Below are 20,037 nucleotides of genomic sequence, written 5' to 3' on the forward strand. Positions count from 1 at the left end.
GCTATTTCGCCTTATCGTAGCCGCGGATCACCACCGCGGCAGATTCGCTGAGGCGAAAAGCTTCTGACTCAGGTGCCTTGATGCGGATACGCACTGGAAAACGTGTGGCCAAGTGTACCCAGTTCAACGACCGCTGCACGTCGGGCAGCCCGTTGGAGGTAAACGTTCCGATGAGTGTTGAATCGGGCTGCACACCGAAGCCAACGCTGTCGACGATACCGTCATACCTCACTCCTGGTCTCGATAGCACGTAGACATCCGCATGCATTCCGGGTTGGATGCGATGAAGCTGGGTCTCGCGGAAGTTCGCGATCACCCACCAGACGCGTGTATCAATCAGCGTGAAGATCTGCTGACCGGTGTGCGCGTAAGCGCCCTGGGAGATATTCAAATTGGTTACGCGCGCATCAAACGGCGAGTAGATTTTGCAGTTGTCGAGATTGTATTGGGCAGTGCGAATCGCGGAGGCACGACCTTCACGCTGGGCCGTGAGCGGATCGATGGTGAGCACGCTGTGTTGCGACTGTCCGAGTTGTGCGTGGCTTTGTTCAACCACGGCCTTGGCCTGCTCGTACTGTGCCTGGGCGGATTGCACCTGGGCTTCTGCCAGGGTTAGCTGCGCGTGCTGCTGGCTTACGGCTTGTTGTTTCGAGGTGACCGCAGTCTTCGCGAGGTCGACCTGATCTACGGTCACGAATTGCCTGGCCAGCAGCGGTTCAATGCGGTGATAGTTATTGGTGGTGTAGGTGAGCTCGGCGTTGGCGTTGTCGAGTGCTGCCTTGGCGCTGGCAACATTCGCCTTGGCTTCATTCACTGCCGACGCGGCGCGATCGACATTCGCCGCAGCGCTGTCAGTATTCGCCCGTGCGGCGCCTACGGCACTCACCTGCGAAGCAATGGTCCTGCGCTGATCGACGATCTGCCCCTCCAGCGTATTCAAATCGGAGGTGGTCTTCTGTAGCGCGTACTCATAAGGCCGGGGGTCGATCTCAAACAGCAGCTCGCCCTGTTTGATGAACGCGTTGTCCTGTACAACGAGCCGCGTAATAGGGCCGTCGACCTGGGGAGCGATCCCGATATAGTTTGCGAAGACTTCGGCGTCATCGGTCCGCGGGTACCGGTTGGTCTCCGCGATGAGCAACAATGCGCTGATCACCGCAGCCGCGATGATGGCGATGCTCACAATTCGGCCGAGACGCTTGGAGGGCAGAGTTGGATCGTCTTCGGGCATCGGTTCTCCTTTCAGAGTTAGCGGAAGAACAGCAGCCACAGGGCAAACGTAAATAATGCAGCCAGGCAGGTGTACACCACGAGCAGTGGCTTCAGTTGCTGCTCCAGTTTAATGCGAACAAAGAATAATCGGACGGCAATGGTGAGCAGGATTCCTATAACTCCGCATAGCATCCACGCAGGAAAGAACGAACCGAGGAGATTGAATGTGGGAGCGCGTGAGCATCCGGCAATCAGCAGTGTGGCTGCGGGCAAACTTGCGATCACGCATGCCCCAATTGTGCGTCGGGGAGTCGGGGAATTCAATTCTGGAGTTGCGCTACGGCCCTTTTGCATGATCAAGCAGGTCTCCCGTCTGAAAGGCTAAAGCGGCGACCCCAGTCAATAACTGGGTGCGGGCGCTTACGTCGGCGGTACGCGCCGCGGCCAGGGTACGTTGCGCGGAAACCACATCAATCTGGCTGCGAACGCCGAGGTCGTACGACTGTATAGCCGCATCGTAGGACTCGCTCGCTGCGGCTAACAGCGCGGCTGCCGCTTTCTGCTGACGGAGCGCGGTCCGCGCCGTAGAGTAGGCCGCCCAGACCTGGTTCTCCACCTGATCGCGGAGCGTATCCACGTTTGCAAGCGCCTGCTTTTGGTCGGCTTTCGCCTTCGCCAGTCGACTCTCGCGCGCGAACCCATCAAACAAGTTCCAGGTGAGGCTGAGTTTTGCATCCCAGGTCTCCTGGGTCGGGGAGTAAAGCCCGGGCCCGAGATTCTGCTGTGCATACATACGTGCGAGGCCGCCGTCGCCATTGAACCTCAACGTTGGCAAGTAGGCAGTCTTTGAGGCCTTGATCTCGGCTCCGGCAGCGCGAAGTTGCTCTACTTGCTGCATCAGGTCAGGACGCTGCGCCAAGGACCGATTGATCGACGTCTCTACTGTATCGGGAAGGTCCTGCGGGATCGTCAGATTCTGGATGCTCTCGACCTGGAAGTTGTTAAGAGGCGAAATGCCAAGCGCGGTCGCCAGGTCGCCGTGCGCGATCTCCGTTGCGCCGATCGCTGCCTGCAGATCATAGTCGGCCTGGGCGGCAGCGCTGCGGGCTTCGAGTACGTCCGGCAGGGTTGCCAGACCCTCGTGAAGCCTTGCTTCTGCTGCGCTCTGCACTGTCTGGGCATTCTTCAGATTGGCTTCCTGCGCATCCTCCTGGCCCTTGCTGTTGAGCATCCGGTAGTACGCTGCCATGACCTGAAAAATAATTCTCCGGTGGGCATCGTTGAACAGAAAGTTGGCCGCTAGAAGATTGCTTCGGCTGATAGCCACCTCCTGCAATCGCCGGCCAAAGTCAAAAATCGTATAGTCGACGACCAGAACAGGAGAGAATGTCCCGCTGGTTTGGCGATAGTATTCCGGAGAGAAAAAGAGTTGGCTACGGTTCGTATCAGCGAGGGCCACGGCAGCCAGAGTCGGGTAGAGACTTGCCTTCGAGATTCCCAGCTCGGCAGCGCGGGCTTTGGCATTCTCCCACGCAACACGCGTTTCTGGATTGTTCTGTTCGGCGACGTCTATCAAGTCAGGCAACGTGTAAATCTTCGATGGGTCTGGAATAAATGCCGGCGAATGTTGCGGCGGAACAACCGGCCGCATCTCTGGCGCTCCATTCCATGGCCGGTCCGGGACCGCCGGCGCCTGTTGACCAGCGGCGAGCAGCGAGGCAGAGAATGACATGACGAAGATGAAGACATATCCATGAAAATATTTCATTTTCTAAGCCACGCTGGTGCTTCGGATCGATCCCCTGCCGCACTCTCTGCATGTCTCGAAATCCTTGCACGGTGGAGCGCTCTTTGCAAACGCAAAATGGTACGTTCGCATGAGAGACGACAAACTCCCCGAAAAGTGATCATCACGATCGCGACGTTGGATGCGGACGTGATTTCAATGGAGACTACTCGCTCACGCATGGAGATACTGCAGGCCTTCCCAGGGCGTAAGGCACGACGGACGGCGTTTTCAGAAACAAAGACCTACGGTTATGTTGATTTCTTCGACTCAAGTGCAGCCCGGGTGCGGCCTATCGCGAATTCTCCATGCCACATAAACTCTTGGGGGAGGCCTGATGTTCAAAACACTTTGCTTGTTTCTCGCGCTTACGCCGTTGCATGCTGTTGCTCAACAGCTTGCGATCACTTTTGATGACCTGCCTGCCCATGGTCCCAAGCCAGCCTCCGTCTCTCGGCTTCAGATCGCCCAATCGATACTCGACACACTGAAACAGCAGCACATGCCTCCCGTCTACGGTTTCATCAATGGTGTTCGGACAGAAGAAGCTCCTGAGACGCTTGATGTCCTTCACGCATGGCGGGCCGCTGGTGAGCCCCTCGCGAATCACACCTGGTCGCATCCTAATTTCAATGACACCTCGTCTTCGCAGTTCATCGCCAACATCGAAGCCAATCAACCGCTTCTCCGCACTCTCATGCCCGCGGCTTCAGACGACTGGCGTTGGTTTCGGTATCCCTACCTGAACGAGGGGTGACACGCTGGAAAAGCATCGCGAGGTCCGCACCTGGCTCAAAGCCAACCACTATCGCGTGGCCGAAGTCACGATGGATTTCGAAGATTATGCTTGGAACGAACCTTATGCGCGGTGTGTAGCGAAGAACGATACAGCAGCTCTGCAACAGCTCCACGATACTTACCTTTCGACCGCTGACGAATTCATCACCTATTATCGTTCCCTGTCCAAGACGGTTTACGGCCGCGATGTTCCCATGGTCTTACTCATGCACATCGGTGCCTTCGACGCTCATATGCTCCCGGAGCTTCTCGCGCTTTATCGCGCCCGAGGGTTCACCTTCGTAAGCCTCCCCGAGGCGGCGGCCGATCCTATCTATACCGAAGATTCAGATATCGCGTATAAGAATGGCGACACACTCACAGAGCAACTGGCTTTCAAGCGCGGCATTGCCCGTCCGCAGCATGAAGCTAAACCCTTCGCTCTCTTGGAGGCCCTTTGCCGCTAGTACACCCGGTCAATAAGTAGTTCTTTGAAAGCGGTATTTCGGAGACTGAGGTTGGTCCAAGGTAGAGGATTCCAAAATTTCCAGAAAATCCGCTTTTCGGGAAAGTGCCGCTGCCCGCGTAAAGCAATGTCTGGTATCGTGCTGCCCATGCTTGCTGGCGCTCATCTACTCACCACATCGTACGAGCCTCTTGCACAAGCAAGAGAGGGCGCTCACTCTGCGAATGAGGAGCAGATCCCTTCCCTCTCCTTCGACTTCGCTGACGGTCAGCTGTGACAGGTCGCGGCGACTCCAAAGTAAGAGCCACCGCGAAGACGTTTGAGGGATTGCTTACTTAGAAAAGATGGTGTCGTTGGGGATTCGCTCGGCGTTGCGCTGAAAGCGGTGCTCGGCGCGTTTGGCGCTTTCCATGCCCAGACGGTCGAGGGCGGCCTGCTTATCCTTGGGCGTCACTACCGTTTCGGGCGAGTCGTCCTGCAGGTGATTGTGCGCGGGCGAGAACGAGTTCGTGCCCGAGTTGAGGTCTTGATTGAGTGCGGTATCTTCCTTCGCCATGACTTTCCTCGCTTTCGCTTACCAAACGTAGGAGCCGCCGACGAAGAGAAAGGTTGTCAACCTTCGAGTAACTTTTTGGGCAAAGGTCGCTATAGGCTTTGATAGTGGCGCATACGGGCAGACGGGTAGGTGGCTAGAACCTTGTCGAAGACAGCGTCCCAGGAGCAATGCTGCGCGTAGGTGCGTGCGGTTTGGCGCATGGCGGCGTGGGTGATGGGATTGGTGAGTACGTCGGCAATGGCGGCGGCGAAGTCTTCGTCGATCGCGATTCGGCCGGGAACTGTGGTGCGCGCGCACCGATCGCAGCAGGTTGGCGTCGCTGAGTGGAGGATGTGGGCCGGGCCTCCGTCGGGGGTGACGATGGCGGGAACGCCGCTGGCGAGGGCTTCGAGGACTACGTTGCCGAAGGTGTCGGTGTGGGAGGGGAAGATGAGGAGGTCCATGTTGGCGTAGGCGGCGGCGAGAGCTTCGTCGCGGAGGACGCCGGGGAGTTCAGCGTTGGGGAGGGCCGCGCGGAGGTGGGATTCTTCGGCACCGTGGCCGATGATGAGCCAGCGCGGCGTGATGCCGAGGGTGCGGAGCTGGGCGTCGACTTTAGGGAGCAGGGCTACATTTTTTTCTACGGAGAGGCGGCCTACGTAGCCGAGCACGATCTCCTTGTCGTCGAGGCAGCGCGTGCGGCGAGCTGGGGTGAAGAGGTTGGTGTCGACGCCGCGTTGCATAAGGTGGCAGGGGCGTTGGGTGGTGCGATGGAGCAGAGTGCACAGCGTTGGGTTGGGGGCGTAGAGGACCTGAGCTCGGCGATAGAGATGCGTGGCGATGTGGAGCGCTGACGCTTCAACTGCGCGCTCGATGTGCGTGCCGGCGTGGCCGAGGTGGCGGGAGAGCCAGCGCATGCGGCGGGCCGCGTACTCGTGCAGATTGGTGTGCCAGCTGGCAACGAGCGGGACGTTGAGCTGGTGGGCGAAGTAGGCTCCAAAGAGGCCGAGCTCGCTGGGGCCGGTGAGGTGGATGACATCGGGTCGGAAGGCACGGACCGTGGCGGAGATGAGGTCGGAGTAGCGGAAGAAGAGTGGGTCGAAGCTGAGGTCTTTTTCGACTTGCACGGCGAGTGGGCTGCGGCCTAGCTCTAGTGCTTCGACGCAGCCTTCGGGTGGGAGAACGCGCGTGGTCTGGCCGGCGCGGACGCAGAGCATGGGGATGTCGTGGCGACGCGCGTAGGCGGTGAAGTTGCGGCTGGTGTGCGCGACGCCGTTGACCTCGTGGAAACTGTCGGGGAAGTACGCGATGCGTGGAGGGGACGGCATCGTGGAGGATGCTAACAGGCGTGGATGAAAGGACGGAGAACTGCTGCGCGCAGGGCGAAGGGATCGTCCGTTGTCAGTTGTTAGTTCTCAGTTGTTAGTTCTTAGTTGAAGCTGCTGGCTACTTCCTGCTGGCTGCTTCGGGCCTGGTTTGGGCGATGTCGGGGCCGAGGAGTTCCTGGGCGCTGGCTTCGGGGGTGTCGGGGATGGGGGCTTCGGTGCGTGGCTGCTCGATGTCGAGGTGATTGCGGGTGAGGCCTTCTTTGAGGATGGCGAAGGCTTCTTCGGGGGTGTCGGCGAACTGGAAGAGGTCGAGGTCCTTGATGCCGATCGCTCCTTTGTCGGCGAGGAGCTCGAGGTTGACTACGTTCTTCCAGTAGGACGATCCGTAGATGACGATGGTGATGGGCTTCGAGAGCTTGTGGGTCTGGTCGAGGGTGAGGAGCTCGAACATTTCGTCGAGCGTGCCGAAGCCGCCGGGGAAGACGACGAGAGCCTTCGCGAGGTAGGCGAACCAATACTTGCGCATGAAGAAGTAGTGGAAGTTGAAGTTCAGCGCGGGGGTGATGTAGGGGTTGGGCTGCTGCTCGAACGGCAGCATGATGTTGAGGCCGATGGTTTTGCCACCAGCTTCCCAGGCGCCGCGGTTGGCCGCCTCCATGATGCCGGGGCCGCCGCCGGAGGTGATGACGAAGCGGTGGCGGCGGCCCGGTAGATTCTTCGACCACTCGGTCATCATGCGGGCGAGGGAGCGGGCATCTTCGTAGTAGCGAGCCATTTCTACGGCGGCTTCGGCGCGCTTGTGGCGGAGCTCGGAGGTTTCCTCGGGATCGCGCGCGGGCTGCTCGGACTCGGGCGCGGGGGCTACGGAGCCGGTGTTGTCGAGGAGCTCTAATTCGTGCGAGGCGACGTCGAGGGCGCGGAAGCGGGCGGAGCCGAAGAAGACGACGGTGTCCTGGATGCGCTCGCGGCGGAAGCGGGCCATGGGCTCGTTGTACTCGGCCAGGATACGGAGGGAGCGGCCGTCGGGGGAGTCGAGGAAGTTGGAGTTTTCGTAGGCGAGAGGCGCGGTGGGGAGAGGCGCGGGGGTGGGGTCAGGATTTTTTTCGGGGGGCATGGGATCGCTTTCGTCAGCCGCGGAAGTCGCGGTAGTGGAGGAGTTCACTGACGCCGATCCAGACGTCGAGCAGGCCGATGCCGGAGACGAGACCGCGCACCCAGCCTTTGTTGATGATGCTCTCGAGGGCGGGGTGGGCAAGCAGCCAGCCGTTTTGGTCCCAGTAGCGGGGCGACCAGGGAAGGACTGCGAGGAGTCCGCCAATGTAGAAGCAGAAGAGGACAAGGACGATGAGGCTCATGCGCTGCAGCCAGACGGGAGCGGGCGGAGGGGCGTGGGGGGCACGAGGATCGGAGGCATCGCGGGGAGGTTTCGCGGCTTCCATCAGTAGTGGGTCCTGGTGCGCTGCCATCGTCTGAGGTTATCAGGTGCTGCGCGCACGGCGATAGCGCGCTAGTGGCGGGCGGGGGCGGCGGGGTGCGGGGAGTGGAGGTCGTTGACGATCTGCGAGACGGGTTCGTCGGCGTTGTGCATGGCGAGGCCGAACTTCACGTCGTTGCCCTTGCCGCTGATGGAGACAGGGAGCTCGAGGCCGTGGCCGTGCTTCTTGAAGAGGGGATCGAAGGGGGTAAGCAGGACGGACTTCCAGCCGGTGAGCATCTGCGAGGCCATGGCGTCGGTGCTGATGCGGCCGAGGAACTGGTAGGCGCTGCCGTTAACCAAGTAGGCTCCATGGAGCTGGGCGGTGCCGCCGGGAACCTGGTAGTGGAGCGAGGGGACGAGCAGCAGCGCGTTGCCGAGCGAGAAGTCGACGGTCATCTCGGAGGCGACTTCGGGCTTGAGGTCGCTGCCGGCGGCTTTCGAATCGCCGGCATGGCCCTGGGCACGCATGCTGAGCGAGTCGATGCGGTCCTGGAGTTGGGCGTTGGTGAACTCGACGCCCTGGATGTGAACGGTGCCGGCGAGCTGAAGCTTCTGCACGACGCGCACATTGCCAGGCGGGATGTGGAGCTTGGCGTTGAGCGTGACGTTGCCGCGCATGATGGGTGGGCTGGACTTCATGGCGAGCTGAAGGAGATCTTCGATGCGGCCGCTGGGCATGTTGACCGTGAGACTGATGTCGTGACCCTTGCCGTGGATGTTGGCGACGGTGCCCTGCGCGGTGAAGTGCGAGTGTAGCAGCGTGGCGTTGACGGGCGCGAGGGTGGTATCGCCGTTGGTGGCGTCGACGTAGGCGTGGAAGGTGGTTTCGAGCGGGACGGGGTGGTCAGAGATATCGAGCGAGAAGTTGGGAACGTTGGCGGTACCGTCGACGGTGAGGTGGTCGAGGCGACCGTTGAAATCGCCTGTGGAGGAGAGGATTCCGCCGATGCCCTTGATGGTGTTGAGGTCGGCGTTGGTGAAGGTGTAGTGCCCGTCGACAGAGGTGGAGCGGGGGTCGTCACTATGCCATGGCCCGAAGTGGCCGGTGGCGTGGATGGCGCCGACGGGCTTGGGATTGATCAGGAAGGCGTCGTAGCGCATGGGCGAGCCAGCGCCAACGACGTCGGTGAGCTTCAGGTCCTGGATGGCGAAACTGAGCGGATCCTTTGCCGGGTTGGAGTTCTCGATGACGAGGTTGACGTTCTTGCAGAAGATCTTGGCGACAGTGATCTTGATGCGCGAATTGGACGCGGTGATGTGGGGCATGTGCGCCCCACTGTGCGGCGGGATGTGGAGGTCCATGCCATCGATGTCGACGCGGGCGATGTCAGCCTTGAGATGTAAGAGCGAGTGCAGCGAGGTGTGGAAGATGAAGTGGTTGACGCTGACCATGGGCGGCGCAGGGAGGCCCTGCTTCTGCTTAAGATCCGGCTGGGTGGGGCCAGCGAGATACAAGATGCGGAGGCCGCGGCCTTCGACCTTGAGGCCGGTGGCGACGGAGACGTCGAGGGAATCGAGCTCGACGGGCGAGTGGAAGCGGTTGCTCAGAGTGCTGACGACACTGCTGCGGAGCATGGGGCCGATGTGGTGGGCGACATACTCGGCTGTGATGACGAAGGCGATCAGGAACACGCCCAAGGCGATCGCGACGGCGGCTAGCCAGCGGTTACGCGTGCGATGTTGGCGGGGAGGCTCTGTTTCGCCGAGGGTCGTGCTTGTTTCTTGCAATTTACCGGCTCCAGTCTTGGATTCGATGCGGCGAAAGGGGGAAACGTCACCCGAAGAGTTGTCAGTTCTCCGTTCTCCGTTCTCAGTTTCGGCGGGGATGAGAAAATGGGGTGATGCTTCAATTAGCTGGCGCCGGCAAACGATACGGCCACAAACTCCTCTTCGAAGATGTTAACTGGCTGGTCACGCCCAATGAGCGCACTGGCCTGGTGGGCGGCAATGGTACGGGTAAGTCTACGCTGCTGAAGATCCTGGCTGGCTTAGAGACGCTGGACTACGGGCAGCGGACGCACATCAAGGGCATGACGCTGGGATACCTCCCGCAGGATGGGCTCGCGCTGTCGGGGCGGTCGGTGTTCGACGAGTGCTTGAGCGTGTTTGACGAGCTGCGCGACATGGAGGTCGAACAGGAACAGCTGACGCATGTGCTGAGCGATGCTGATCCGAAGTCTCGGGAGTATGCGGCGGCAGCCGATCGCTACTCGGAGATTGCAGAGCTGCTGCATCACCACGACATCTATACGCTGGACTCGCAGGTGGGTGCGGTGCTGGGTGGGTTGGGATTTACGAAGGAAGATTGGGCTCGGCGGACGGAAGAGTTCTCCGGCGGCTGGCAGATGCGGATTGCGCTGGCGAAGCTACTGCTGCAGAAGCCTTCGCTGTTGCTGCTGGATGAGCCTACGAATCATTTGGATCTGGAATCGCGCAACTGGCTTGAGGATTATCTGCACAACTACGAGAACGCGTTTGTGCTGATCTCGCATGATCGCTACTTTCTCGACGTAACGGTGAACAAGACCGTTGAAGTGTGGAACAAGCGGATGCATGTGTACCACGGCAACTATGAGAAATACCAGGTGCTGAAGGAAGAGCGGCGCACGCAGTTGATGAGCGCGTACAAGAATCAGCGCGATCGGATTGAGGCGCTGGAGACATTTATCAATCGGTTTCGTGCGCAGGCGACCAAGGCCAAGCAGGTGCAGTCGCGGATTAAAGAGCTGGAGAAGATTGAGCGCATCGAGGTGCCGGAGGAAGAGGCGACGATTCACTTCAGCTTCCCGCAGCCGCCGGCGAGTGGGCGCACGGTGATCGAGGTGAACAACCTGCGGAAGGTTTATCCGACTCCCGATGGCGGGACGAAGGTGGTGCTCGACGACGTGAGCTTTACGATTGAGCGCGGCGATCGCATTGCGCTTGTGGGCGCGAATGGCGCGGGTAAATCGACCATGATCCGCATGCTGAGCGGCCTGGAAGCGCCGACGAGTGGCAAGATTCGGCTGGGACATAATGTGCTGGCGGACTATTTTGCGCAGGATCAGTACAAGGTGCTGGATGGCTCGGCGCAGATGCTCGACGACATTACGGGCAGCAACCCGAAGGTGGATGTTGTGACGCTGCGGTCGCTGTTGGGATGCTTTATGTTCAGTGGCGATGATGTGTTCAAGACGCTGGGTGTGTTGAGCGGCGGCGAACGCAATCGGTATGCGATGGCGAAGATGCTGGTGAGCCCCGCGAATTTTCTGCTGCTGGATGAGCCGACGAATCATCTCGATCTGCGCGCGAAAGATGTGCTGCTGGAGGCGATTCGCGACTTCAGCGGGACCGTGCTGTTTGTGTCGCACGATCGCTACTTTATTGACGGGCTGGCTACGCGGGTGTTCGAGGTCGAAGATCGGCGCGTGCATATCTATCCAGGCAACTATGAGGATTATTTGTTCCGCAAGCAAGGTGGGATCCCGACCAATACGGCTGAGGCGCAGAAGATGCTGACGCACGATGCCGCGACCAATGCGAAGGTGGACGCAGCTACCGGGATGTTCAAGGTGGTGGCTGCGGCGAAGGTGAAGGCGGCGGTTGAGGCGGAGGAAAGTACGCATGCGGTTGAGGGATCGCTGACTGCGGTGACGCCGGTGCCCAAATCCAATGTGAAGCGGCTGAATCCTATCAAGCTGAAGCAGCTGGAGGATCGCGTCGCGGCAATTGAGGAAGAGCTGCCGGATTTGGAGACGCGAATTCAGGCGGCGGAACAACAGCAGGGAATCTTTACGACAGCCGAGGCGGCGCAGGCGGTGGCGGCGGAACTGGATGCGCTGCGCGAACAGCACGCGGCGCGCACTGCGGAGTGGGAAGACCTGGCGACGCAGCTTGAGGAGCAAAGCATCGCATGAGCGGCGGAGCGGAAGCACTCAGCCATAGCTAGTTCTGCATAAGATAGGTGCATGCGAATACTTGTGATCGGTGCGGGAGCGGTGGGTGGCTATTTTGGCGGGCGACTGGCGGCGGCTGGGCGCGATGTGACGTTCCTGGTGCGTGAGGGTCGGGCGGAGCAGTTGCGGCGGGCGGGGCTGCAGATCTTCGATGTGTACGGCGATGTGACGGTGCCGTCTGACTCGCTGAAGTTGCTGACGGCGGAAGAGCTGAAGGCGAGGCCGGGGACGTTCGATTTGATCCTGCTGAGCACGAAGGCGTACTCGTTGGAGAGCGCGATGGTGGACTTTGCGCCGGCGGTGGGGAGCGGGACGGCGATTCTGCCGCTGCTGAATGGGATGCGGCACCTGGATATGCTGGAGGCGCGGTTTGGGGCGGAGACGGTGCTGGGCGGCGCAACGTATATCTCGGCGGACATGGATGCGGAGGGCGGCGTGCACTCCATGACACGGCTGCATGATTTGAACTTTGGCGAACGCGACAAGGCTGTTACGGAGCGGGTGCAGGCGATTGAGGACACGCTGACGGGCGCGGGGTTCGAGGTACGGCTGCGCGAGGACATTGTGGCGACGATGTGGCAGAAGTGGGTGCTGCTGGCTTCGCTGGGCGCGATCACTTGCCTGATGCGGGGGTCGATTGGCGCGGTGGCAGCGGCGCCGGGTGGCGTGGAGACGGCGCAGGCGATCATTGCGGAGTGCGTGGCGATTGCGAGTGCGAATGGATACGCTCCTCAGGATGCGGCGGCGCAGGCGACGACGGCGCAGCGGCTGGAGGAGCCCGGGTCGTCGCTCACGGCGTCGATGTATCGGGACTTGCAGAAGGGCGCGCGGGTGGAGGCGGATCAGATTCTGGGCGATCTGCTGGAGCGCGGTCGGCGGCACGGTGTGGAAGCTCCGCTGCTGCGGGCGGCGTATGCACAGTTGAGCGTGTATTCGGCGTCATTGAAAAGCTAGCGGGAAATTTTGGCGATTTTTATTGCGTGTTGGTATGCATTCTGCGCGTGAGCTTCTGCGGGTTGGTGCTGGGTGCGGAGGGCGGAATGGAAGGTTGGGTGATAATCACCTATGGCTTCTCTTTGGACACCTACCAGTTGGTCTGATCGACTTGCAGAACTTGAAGCGCGCACGAGCCCGGCGAAGGATGCGCCGTTGCGCCGCGATGTGCGTTCCTTAGGAGCGTTGTTGGGGCAGGTGTTGCGGGAGCAGCCGGGGAATGCGCTGTTTGGTGCGGTCGAGAGCCTGCGGCGTACGGCGATTGCGCGGCGCGAGGCGGATGCTAAGCAGAATGTCGATGCGGCGCAGGGACATTTGCAGCGGGCACAGGCTCTAACGCACGAGGTGGCGGCGGATGCACGGACAGCCTTCTTTCTGGCGCGGGCGTTTGCGTTTTATTTTGAACTGATTAACTTAGCCGAGACAAACCATCGCAAGCGTAGGCGGCGATCGTCGTTGCTGGAAGCGGCGGCCGAGCCACAGCGCGGAAGTTTGCGAGGGACGCTGCGACGGTTGCGGGACGCAGGGTTCTCGCGCGAGATTACGCTGGCGCTGCTGGAGCAGATCTGCATCATTCCGGTATTCACGGCGCACCCAACAGAAGTCGCTCGGCGAAGTGTGATGTTCAAGCGGAGAAGCATCTCGGATTTGCTGGAGAAGCTGGATGGGATTCCGCTTCCAGTAACAGAACTGGATGAGCTTGAAGCTGCGCTGCTGGCGGAGGTTACGGCGCTGTGGCAGACCGACGATGTGCGCCACGCGCGGCCTACCGTCCGCGATGAAGTCCAGATGGGGCTGGACTATTACGACGCGTCACTGTTTGAGACGGTGCCGGTTTTGTATGCGGAGATGGCGAGTGCGCTGGACGCGGAGTTTCCGGGGACGGAGCCTACGCAGCTGGCGGATCTGCCGGTGGTGGTTCAGTTCGGGTCGTGGATTGGGGGCGATCGGGACGGCAATCCGTTTGTCACCGCGACGACTACGGCCGAGTCGATCGCGATGTCGCGCGAGGTCGTGCACGATTATTATGTGGCGCGGCTGACGGAGCTGTTTGAGCAGTTGGCGCCGTCGACGCGGCAGGCGCCGATTTCGTCTGCGCTGCACAACCGACTCGCGGGTTCCCTCGAGGAGCTCAAGGCGGCGGGGTATGCGATGGAATTTGTGGGCGACTTCCCTACCGAGGCGGTGCGGATGCAGATTGCGTGCATGACGCTGCGGCTGGGAGGAACGCCGGCGGTATCGATGCACAAGCATTTGGCGCTGCCGCTGGAGGCGACGCTGCCGCGGTATGAGACGGCGGCAGAGTTGCTGGAGGACTTGACGTTGCTGCATGAGTCGCTCGAGGAGAATCGCGGAAAGCGGCTGGCCGAGCGGTTTGTGGATCCACTGTTGCTGGCGGTGCGGACGTTTGGGCTACATCTGCAGACGCTGGATATTCGGCAGCACGCGAAGGTGGATGCGGCGGCGCTGCGGGAGTTGAAGGCTGGTGGAGAGGTGAGTGCACAGACGTCGGAGGTGATGTCGACCTTCCGTGCGATTGCGGAGTTGAAGAAGAATCTTCCGGCGACGATTGCACAGTACGTGGTGTCGGGCGCGACGGCGGTGGAGGATGCGCTGACGGTTGTGGAGCTGGCGCGGATGGGCGGCGTGAAGGTCGAAGGTGGAACGAGCGCGAGTGGGGAGCACGATCCGGGGCTGCAGCCGGTGCTGCTGTTTGAGTCGATCGAGGATCTGCGGAATGCGCCGGTGGTGTGTCGGGCGCTGTGGACGCACGAGGCGTACAAGCCGCTGCTGGAGGCGTGGGATGGGCGGCAGGAGATGATGCTTGGCTATTCCGATTCCAACAAAGATGGCGGGATGATTACGAGCACGTGGGAGATTTGGAAGGCGCATCGCGCGCTGCACGAGGTGGCTCGAGAGTGTGGCGTGACGCTACGGCTGTTCCATGGGCGCGGAGGCACGGTGGGACGCGGTGGCGGGCCAACACATGGAGCGATCTTTGCGCAGCCGCTGGATAGCTTTACCGGGCAGCTACGGATTACAGAACAGGGCGAAGTGCTGAACTGGAAGTACTCCGACGTTGTGCTGGCTGAGCGGAATTTGGAGTTGATGATTGCTGCGGCGCTGGATGCGCTGGCGCGTCCGAGTGTCAAGCCGGGTGTGAAGCCGGTGCTGACGGGAGAGATGCTGCCGGAGTGGGAGGCGGCGCTCGATGAGCTGTCGGCGACCTCGTTTGCGTTTTATACGAAGCATCTGATGGATGATCCTGAGGTGTTCACGTACTTTGAGCAGGCAACACCGGTGGCCGAGCTGGAGCATGCGCGGATTGGGTCGCGGCCGGCGAAGCGTGCGGACGCGAGTGCGTCGGGGAAGCCGGCGGCGAAGCGAAGCCTGGCAGATCTGCGGGCGATTCCCTGGGTGTTTGGGTGGATGCAATCGCGGCACGTGGTGCCGGCGTATTTTGGCGTGGGGTATGCGCTGGAACAGTATGCGGAGAAGCACGAGGGCGGCCTCGCGCTGCTGCAGGAGATGATGCTGGGGCAGCCGCTGTTCGTGGACATTATCAAGAATGTTGAGATCGCGATGGCGAAGGCGGACTTCGGGATTGCGAAGCAGTACTCGATGCTGGTGAAGGACGAGGGCCTGCGGGAGCGAGTGTTTACGACGCTGGAGACGGAGTTCAATCGCACGCGGCGGATGGTGCTGGCGGTGGCTCAGCAGACAGAGCTGCTGGAGAGCAACCAGGTGCTGGCGCGGTCGATCCGGCTGCGCAATCCATACGTTGATCCGATGAGTTTGTTGCAGCTTGAGTTGTTGCGACGGAAACGCGCGGGCGAGCAGGGCGAAGAGCTGGATCGGGCGGTTACGGCGACGATTAATGGGATCAGCGCGGGGCTGCGGAATACGGGCTGAGGGTGGTTGCCGGCGCTACTTCTTGAGCGCGTCCTGGTAGGCGCCAACGGTGCCTTGTCCTACGTCGAGCATGCCGCTGAGGTGGGCGATGACGCGGCGTGTGGTTGGTATCGCGTCCTTGGCTGCCTCGGGCGTTACCACACCATCTTTGCTGTGGTTCGCGAGGATGGGCAGAAGCTCGAGATAGTCGTCGAGGGCTTGCTCCTCCATGGTTTGAAGCAGAGCTTGCTCCTTGTAGGCGTCGGAGAAGCGCTCGACTTCTGCGTAGTCCATTAACGTAAGTGCGCCGGTGGAGTTGGCGGTACGCCAGGCGGCGTCCTGCATGGGCGATTCGCGGAAGATGAACTCTTTATCGTCGAGGACGCCGGGCTGTGATTGGGCACGGGCTTCAAGGGTTTGCAGGACGTGCATCATTTGATGGAGCTCAGTGGTAGCTTCCGGAGCGCCGTCGCGGATCTTGGTGAGGTTGTTCTGGATCTCGCCGCGGACGAGGGTCTCGGCTTCTTCGCGCTGATGACGATGGTGCAAGGCCTCGACGCCGGCTTCGAGACCGAGCGCGATAAGCAGACCGATGGTGATGGTGAAGAGGTGCAGGAAGAAGTCACGCGTGCCGTGAATTCCGTGTTCCGGGGGATGAACGTCCAGCATGCATCGGCTCCTGGGCTTTCCGCTAGATTAGCAGCGTGGGTACGGCGATCGGAAAGACCCAGGAGCGAGCGAGGTTAATTCGATGCAGCTTGCGGCGTGATCTTGATGGCTTTGTTGTTGGAGAAGACGATGACGAGGGGGTGGCCGTTGTTATCGAATTTGACGGCGCGGTTGCCGGTGTTGTCGGAGTTGGGGACGGTGACTTCACCGAGCGACATCATGGCCTGGTTCTCGCTCATACCGAGCACGGCCTGGTGCTGATCGATGGCAGACCACATGGAGGCAGGCCAGAAGCTGTAGAGCTTGTGGGGGTCTTCGTAGAAGAAGATGTTGTCGTTGATGAAGTTGTAGCCACCGTTATCGTAGTTGCCGACGGGAGTCGCATAGAGGGTGTTGGGGTCAGAGGATTTGGGCATTGTGAAGGCGAGCAGGACGTGGCGGTTGCCGGGAGCGATGCGGACGACGGCGAGACCGGTGGCCGGAGCCTTCTGCTCGAAGACACCTTTGATGAGCAAGGGCGTGGCGCCGAGGAGGGTGCCGACGGGGTGCGCGTAGTCGACGTGATTGCCTTTGTCGGCGTAGTAGTCGAGCTGGCCGCCGGCGCTGACCCAGACGGTCTGGCCGATGAGGGCGCGCTGGTCGGCGAGTGAGTCGGGGCGCTCTTTCTTGAGGAAGACATTGTCGTCGGGGTCGACTTTGATGTCGGCGTAGGGATCTTTTTTGACCGGTACGTCTTCGTGGTTGGCCTTGTAGATGAGGCCGATGCGCACGCCGATGGCGAGCACCATGAGTGCCGTTAGGCCGAGGCCAATCTTGAGTCCCTTTTGCATGAAATTCCTCCCTTCAGACAGATTAGCTTGGTCTGGAAAAGGTTGCGAGGGAGGGGCAGGAAATCGGCTATGATCGCGTGCATACCGAAAATGAGGTCCTGCCATGCGTGTGCTTCGCGTCCTTCTGCTCGCCCCGATGATTTTGATGATGCTGCCTGCACGAGGGCAGGTCGCCGTGAAGAGCCCGACGATGCTTTCGCCAGCCGTGACTCGGTATGTGAAGGTGCCGGCGGCGGAGTGGATCGTGCTGAAGAATGTTCGCGTGATTGATGGAACGGGCGCGCCTGCGATCGAGAAGACAGACGTGGTGATTCACAATGGCAAAATCGATTCGATTGGCGTGGCTGAGAAGATTGCGCCGGGAGCGACGGTGCTGGAGTTGAACGGGCACACGGTGTTTCCGGGACTGGTGGGGATGCACGACCACATGTACAACATCGCGCGGCCGAACCTAAATGCTGCGGGCAGCTCGGAGCCGCCGTTGATGGTGCCGCAGCTGGCGTTTTCGTCGACCCACTTGTACCTGGGGGCGGGCGTGACGATGCGCACTACCGGCTCAGTGGAGCCGTACACGGATTTGAACATGCGCGATGCGATCGATAAGGGAGAGATTCCGGGGCCGCATATGGATGTGACGGGTCCGTATCTGGAGGGGTCAAAGTCGGTGTTCATCCAGATGCACAAGCTGCGCGATGCAGAGGATGCGCGCGCGACGGTGGACTTCTGGGCGAAGCAAGGCGTGACCAGTTTCAAGGCGTATATGTTCATCACGCGCGCAGAGCTGAAAGCGGCCATCGACGAGGCCCACCGACATGGGATGAAGATTACTGGACATCTGTGCGCGGTGACGTATCCCGAAGCGGCAGAGTTGGGAATCGACAACCTGGAGCATGGTTTTTTTGTGAACACGCAGCTGGATCCGGGCAAGCAGCCGGATGAGTGCCCGAACACGGTGGGTAGTCCGACGCTGCAGAAGATGACAGCGGGCGGAGAGGAGGCGAAGGCGATGATCGACTTGTTGGTGAGCCATCACGTGGCGGTGACGTCGACGCTGCCGGTGATGGAGCCCGACGATGCGACACAGGTGCACATTCAGCCGCGGGTGCTGGAGACGATGGCGGTGCCGACGCGGGAGGCGTACCTGTACACACGCAATTTGGAGCTGATGCGGGCGGCCGCGAATCCTGAGATGGCAGCGCAGAGGGCTGCGATGTTCAAGAATGGAATGGCGCTGGAGCGGGAGTTTGTGGCGGCCGGCGGCCTGCTGATGGCAGGGCCTGATCCTACCGGCGATGGTGGCGTGCTTCCGGGATATGGCGATCAGCGCGAGGTGGAATTGTTGGTGGAGGCCGGCTTCACACCGCTTGAGGCGATCAAGATTGCGACGCTGAATGGAGCGACGTTCGAGGGCCTCGCGAATTCGATTGGCAGTATTGCGCCGGGCAAGAACGCAGATTTGGTGGTTGTAGGAGGCGACCCCAGCCGGAAGATTTCCGATATTGAGAATACGGAGATTGTGTTCAAGGATGGCGTGGGATTTGACTCGCAGAAGCTGCTGGAGTCGGCGAAGGGACGGTATGGGCAGTATTGAGTTCGTGTTGCGAAGAGAGTCCCAGAGGCTAAAGCCTCTTTTTGCGGGAGTCGGGATGTCCGGGCTAAAGCCCAGACCTATCTCAGAAGCAAGAACAACGACGCTAAAGCCAGGACCTGTCTCAGAAGCGGGAACGAAGACGCCAAAGCTCGGACCTAGCTCGGAAACGGGAACAAAGACAAAGACGCACGAGGGCTGGAGCCATGGTCTAGCTGACGGGCTCCATGCTGCTGAACTGTTTTTCTAGGGCGATGAGGCTTTCGGCGGTGAGGGTGTCGGCGTGGCGGAGCGCCGGGAAGAAGATGCTCCATGAGCCCGTGACGGCGACGCTGGCGATACCGCCGATGACCACGGCGCGGACCGCTCCCCACCAGTGGGCGGTGAGGCCGCTCTCATACTCGCCGACTTCGTTGGAGACGCCGATGAAGAGCCAGTTGATGCTGGAGACGCGACCGCGCATCTCGGGCGGGGTGGCGAGTTGCAGGATGCTGGAGCGGACGACGACCGAGATCATGTCCGAGGCGCCGATAAAGATGAGCGCAATGCAGCTGAGGACGATGTTGCGGCTGAGGCCGAAGATGATCGTCGCAACACCGAAGATGCCGACGCAGACGAGCATGATTTTTCCGGCGCGACGCTTGATCGGATAGACGAGCAGGGTGAGGGAGACGACGAGGGCTCCCAGTGAGGGCATGGCGCGCAGGAGGCCGAGGCCGTTCGCGCCGGAGTGCAGGATGTCCACCGCGAAGATGGGCATGAGTGAGGCGGCGCCGCCGAGCAGTACGGCGAAGAGGTCGAGCGAGATGGAACCGAGCAGAAGCCGCGTGCCGATGACGTAGCGCAGGCCAGCGAGCATGGTGTCGACGGTGAAGCCTTTCTTTTCGGCAGAGCCGCGTGGCTTGATCACGCTGAAGAAGCAGAGGAAGGAGAGGAGGCCGAAGAGGGTGAAGGCGTAGACCAGCGGCGCTCCGTTGAAGCTGGCGAAGCGGCCGCCGAAGAGGTGCGCTAGCGGTATGGTGAAGAGCAGGCCGCCGATCATGGGACCGGTCGCGTTGGCGATTTGGAAGATGGACGCGCCCCAGGTGACAGCATTGACGAAATGCTCCTTGGGAACAAGCGAGGGAACTAGCGCGCTGGCGGCGGGGCCACTGAAGCAGCGGCCGGCGCCGATGACGAAGAGGATCGCGTAGATGAGCCAGATGTTCTGCGAGTGATGCAGCGCGAGCCACAGCAGGGCGAAGGTGGCGATTGCCTGCACGGTGTAGCAGGTGAGGATGACGGTGCGGCGGTCATAGCGGTCGGCGATATGGCCGGCGGGCAGAACGAAGAAGATTCCGGGAAGGAAGAGTGCAAGGCCTGTGTAGCCAAGAGCTAACGCCGAGTGCGTGATCTGGTAGACCTGCCAGGCGACGCCCACGGATTGGGCTTCGGCGCCCATGATGCCCATAAGGCGGGCAGTGGAGTAGAAACGGAATTCGCGCGACTCCCATGCACTGGTGGCGCTGGGAGACGGCTGGGCGGCATCGCTCATCTCTTACTATGCTGA

At 60.9% G+C, this 20,037-nt stretch carries 17 protein-coding genes; 6 read left to right on the forward strand and 11 right to left on the reverse strand.

Features of this window, described 5'->3' with window-relative positions:
- Position 1 precedes the first annotated feature (1 nt).
- From GSQ80_RS00325 to GSQ80_RS00335, 3 genes are read right to left on the reverse strand one after another with little or no spacing between them, the layout of a single operon-like run.
- The gene (locus tag GSQ80_RS00325; protein ID WP_158785525.1) at positions 2-1,231 is read right to left on the reverse strand and encodes a biotin/lipoyl-binding protein; all 1,230 of its coding nucleotides are present in this window, start codon (positions 1,229-1,231) and stop codon (positions 2-4) included.
- Between the two features lie 17 nt (positions 1,232-1,248).
- A complete protein-coding gene (locus GSQ80_RS00330; protein WP_158785629.1) occupies positions 1,249-1,566 on the reverse strand; it encodes a YtcA family lipoprotein in 318 nt (105 codons plus the stop codon).
- A complete protein-coding gene (locus GSQ80_RS00335) occupies positions 1,550-2,980 on the reverse strand; it encodes a TolC family protein (protein ID WP_174241284.1) in 1,431 nt (476 codons plus the stop codon). The genes GSQ80_RS00330 and GSQ80_RS00335 overlap by 17 nt, the downstream gene beginning before the upstream one ends.
- Positions 2,981-3,335: 355 nt before the next feature.
- Here GSQ80_RS00335 and GSQ80_RS00340 point away from each other — a divergent pair, with 355 nt between their 5' ends.
- Complete coding sequence (locus tag GSQ80_RS00340; protein ID WP_158785526.1) at positions 3,336-3,755, forward strand: polysaccharide deacetylase family protein; 420 nt, start codon at positions 3,336-3,338, stop codon at positions 3,753-3,755.
- 70 nt (positions 3,756-3,825) lie between these two features.
- Positions 3,826-4,242 carry a hypothetical protein gene (locus GSQ80_RS00345; protein ID WP_158785527.1) on the forward strand — a complete coding sequence of 139 codons (417 nt, stop codon included), beginning with the start codon at positions 3,826-3,828 and terminating at the stop codon, positions 4,240-4,242.
- 330 nt (positions 4,243-4,572) lie between these two features.
- Here the strand turns inward: GSQ80_RS00345 and GSQ80_RS00350 are convergent, their stop codons facing one another.
- From GSQ80_RS00350 to GSQ80_RS00370, 5 genes are all read right to left on the reverse strand, one after another.
- Positions 4,573-4,797, reverse strand: a complete 225-nt coding sequence (locus GSQ80_RS00350) for a hypothetical protein (protein ID WP_158785528.1) — start codon at positions 4,795-4,797, stop codon at positions 4,573-4,575.
- 89 nt (positions 4,798-4,886) lie between these two features.
- Positions 4,887-6,104 carry a glycosyltransferase gene (locus GSQ80_RS00355; RefSeq protein ID WP_158785529.1) on the reverse strand — a complete coding sequence of 406 codons (1,218 nt, stop codon included), beginning with the start codon at positions 6,102-6,104 and terminating at the stop codon, positions 4,887-4,889.
- A gap of 118 nt (positions 6,105-6,222) precedes the next feature.
- A complete protein-coding gene (locus GSQ80_RS00360) occupies positions 6,223-7,218 on the reverse strand; it encodes a TIGR00730 family Rossman fold protein (RefSeq protein WP_158785530.1) in 996 nt (331 codons plus the stop codon).
- 13 nt (positions 7,219-7,231) lie between these two features.
- On the reverse strand, positions 7,232-7,570 hold the full coding sequence (locus GSQ80_RS00365) for a hypothetical protein (protein ID WP_254059368.1): 339 nt from the start codon (positions 7,568-7,570) through the stop codon (positions 7,232-7,234).
- A 41-nt stretch (positions 7,571-7,611) separates the two neighbouring features.
- Positions 7,612-9,309, reverse strand: coding sequence for a hypothetical protein (locus GSQ80_RS00370; RefSeq protein ID WP_158785531.1), 1,698 nt, complete (start codon positions 9,307-9,309; stop codon positions 7,612-7,614).
- Between the two features lie 113 nt (positions 9,310-9,422).
- On the opposite strand from GSQ80_RS00370, the gene GSQ80_RS00375 reads away from it, so the two are divergent.
- The 3 genes from GSQ80_RS00375 (at position 9,423) to GSQ80_RS00385 (ending at position 15,422) form a co-directional block, all read left to right on the forward strand.
- Positions 9,423-11,477 (forward strand): ABC-F family ATP-binding cassette domain-containing protein, encoded by a 2,055-nt coding sequence (locus GSQ80_RS00375; RefSeq protein ID WP_158785632.1) that lies wholly within the window; start codon positions 9,423-9,425, stop codon positions 11,475-11,477.
- Between the two features lie 51 nt (positions 11,478-11,528).
- Positions 11,529-12,470, forward strand: a complete 942-nt coding sequence (locus GSQ80_RS00380) for a ketopantoate reductase family protein (RefSeq protein WP_158785532.1) — start codon at positions 11,529-11,531, stop codon at positions 12,468-12,470.
- Between the two features lie 111 nt (positions 12,471-12,581).
- Entirely contained in the window at positions 12,582-15,422 is a 2,841-nt protein-coding gene (locus GSQ80_RS00385; protein WP_158785533.1) for a phosphoenolpyruvate carboxylase, read from the forward strand.
- Positions 15,423-15,437: 15 nt separating this feature from the next.
- Here GSQ80_RS00385 and GSQ80_RS00390 read toward each other — a convergent pair whose 3' ends face one another.
- Positions 15,438-16,070 carry a hypothetical protein gene (locus GSQ80_RS00390; RefSeq protein WP_158785534.1) on the reverse strand — a complete coding sequence of 211 codons (633 nt, stop codon included), beginning with the start codon at positions 16,068-16,070 and terminating at the stop codon, positions 15,438-15,440.
- A gap of 74 nt (positions 16,071-16,144) precedes the next feature.
- Positions 16,145-16,900 (reverse strand): hypothetical protein, encoded by a 756-nt coding sequence (locus tag GSQ80_RS00395; RefSeq protein ID WP_158785535.1) that lies wholly within the window; start codon positions 16,898-16,900, stop codon positions 16,145-16,147.
- Between the two features lie 103 nt (positions 16,901-17,003).
- On the opposite strand from GSQ80_RS00395, the gene GSQ80_RS00400 reads away from it, so the two are divergent.
- A complete protein-coding gene (locus tag GSQ80_RS00400) occupies positions 17,004-18,491 on the forward strand; it encodes an amidohydrolase family protein (protein ID WP_254059369.1) in 1,488 nt (495 codons plus the stop codon).
- Between the two features lie 208 nt (positions 18,492-18,699).
- Here GSQ80_RS00400 and GSQ80_RS00405 read toward each other — a convergent pair whose 3' ends face one another.
- Entirely contained in the window at positions 18,700-20,022 is a 1,323-nt protein-coding gene (locus GSQ80_RS00405; RefSeq protein ID WP_158785536.1) for an MFS transporter, read from the reverse strand.
- Positions 20,023-20,037: the final 15 nt, after the last annotated feature.

It is taken from the genome of Granulicella sp. L46 (assembly GCF_009765785.1).
Taxonomy (GTDB): domain Bacteria; phylum Acidobacteriota; class Terriglobia; order Terriglobales; family Acidobacteriaceae; genus Granulicella.

Bases quoted from the DNA above. Each gene is read 5' to 3' on its own strand.
- GSQ80_RS00325 (WP_158785525.1), bottom strand. From the start codon at position 1,231: ATGCCCGAAGACGATCCAACTCTGCCCTCCAAGCGTCTCGGCCGAATT.
- GSQ80_RS00350 (WP_158785528.1), bottom strand. From the start codon at position 4,797: ATGGCGAAGGAAGATACCGCACTCAATCAAGACCTCAACTCGGGCACG.
- GSQ80_RS00335 (WP_174241284.1), bottom strand. From the start codon at position 2,980: ATGAAATATTTTCATGGATATGTCTTCATCTTCGTCATGTCATTCTCT.
- GSQ80_RS00365 (WP_254059368.1), bottom strand. From the start codon at position 7,570: ATGGCAGCGCACCAGGACCCACTACTGATGGAAGCCGCGAAACCTCCC.
- GSQ80_RS00360 (WP_158785530.1), bottom strand. From the start codon at position 7,218: ATGCCCCCCGAAAAAAATCCTGACCCCACCCCCGCGCCTCTCCCCACC.
- GSQ80_RS00375 (WP_158785632.1), top strand. From the start codon at position 9,423: ATGCTTCAATTAGCTGGCGCCGGCAAACGATACGGCCACAAACTCCTC.
- GSQ80_RS00380 (WP_158785532.1), top strand. From the start codon at position 11,529: ATGCGAATACTTGTGATCGGTGCGGGAGCGGTGGGTGGCTATTTTGGC.
- GSQ80_RS00345 (WP_158785527.1), top strand. From the start codon at position 3,826: ATGGATTTCGAAGATTATGCTTGGAACGAACCTTATGCGCGGTGTGTA.
- GSQ80_RS00395 (WP_158785535.1), bottom strand. From the start codon at position 16,900: ATGCAAAAGGGACTCAAGATTGGCCTCGGCCTAACGGCACTCATGGTG.
- GSQ80_RS00400 (WP_254059369.1), top strand. From the start codon at position 17,004: ATGCGTGTGCTTCGCGTCCTTCTGCTCGCCCCGATGATTTTGATGATG.
- GSQ80_RS00405 (WP_158785536.1), bottom strand. From the start codon at position 20,022: ATGAGCGATGCCGCCCAGCCGTCTCCCAGCGCCACCAGTGCATGGGAG.
- GSQ80_RS00340 (WP_158785526.1), top strand. From the start codon at position 3,336: ATGTTCAAAACACTTTGCTTGTTTCTCGCGCTTACGCCGTTGCATGCT.
- GSQ80_RS00330 (WP_158785629.1), bottom strand. From the start codon at position 1,566: ATGCAAAAGGGCCGTAGCGCAACTCCAGAATTGAATTCCCCGACTCCC.
- GSQ80_RS00355 (WP_158785529.1), bottom strand. From the start codon at position 6,104: ATGCCGTCCCCTCCACGCATCGCGTACTTCCCCGACAGTTTCCACGAG.
- GSQ80_RS00390 (WP_158785534.1), bottom strand. From the start codon at position 16,070: ATGCTGGACGTTCATCCCCCGGAACACGGAATTCACGGCACGCGTGAC.
- GSQ80_RS00385 (WP_158785533.1), top strand. From the start codon at position 12,582: ATGGCTTCTCTTTGGACACCTACCAGTTGGTCTGATCGACTTGCAGAA.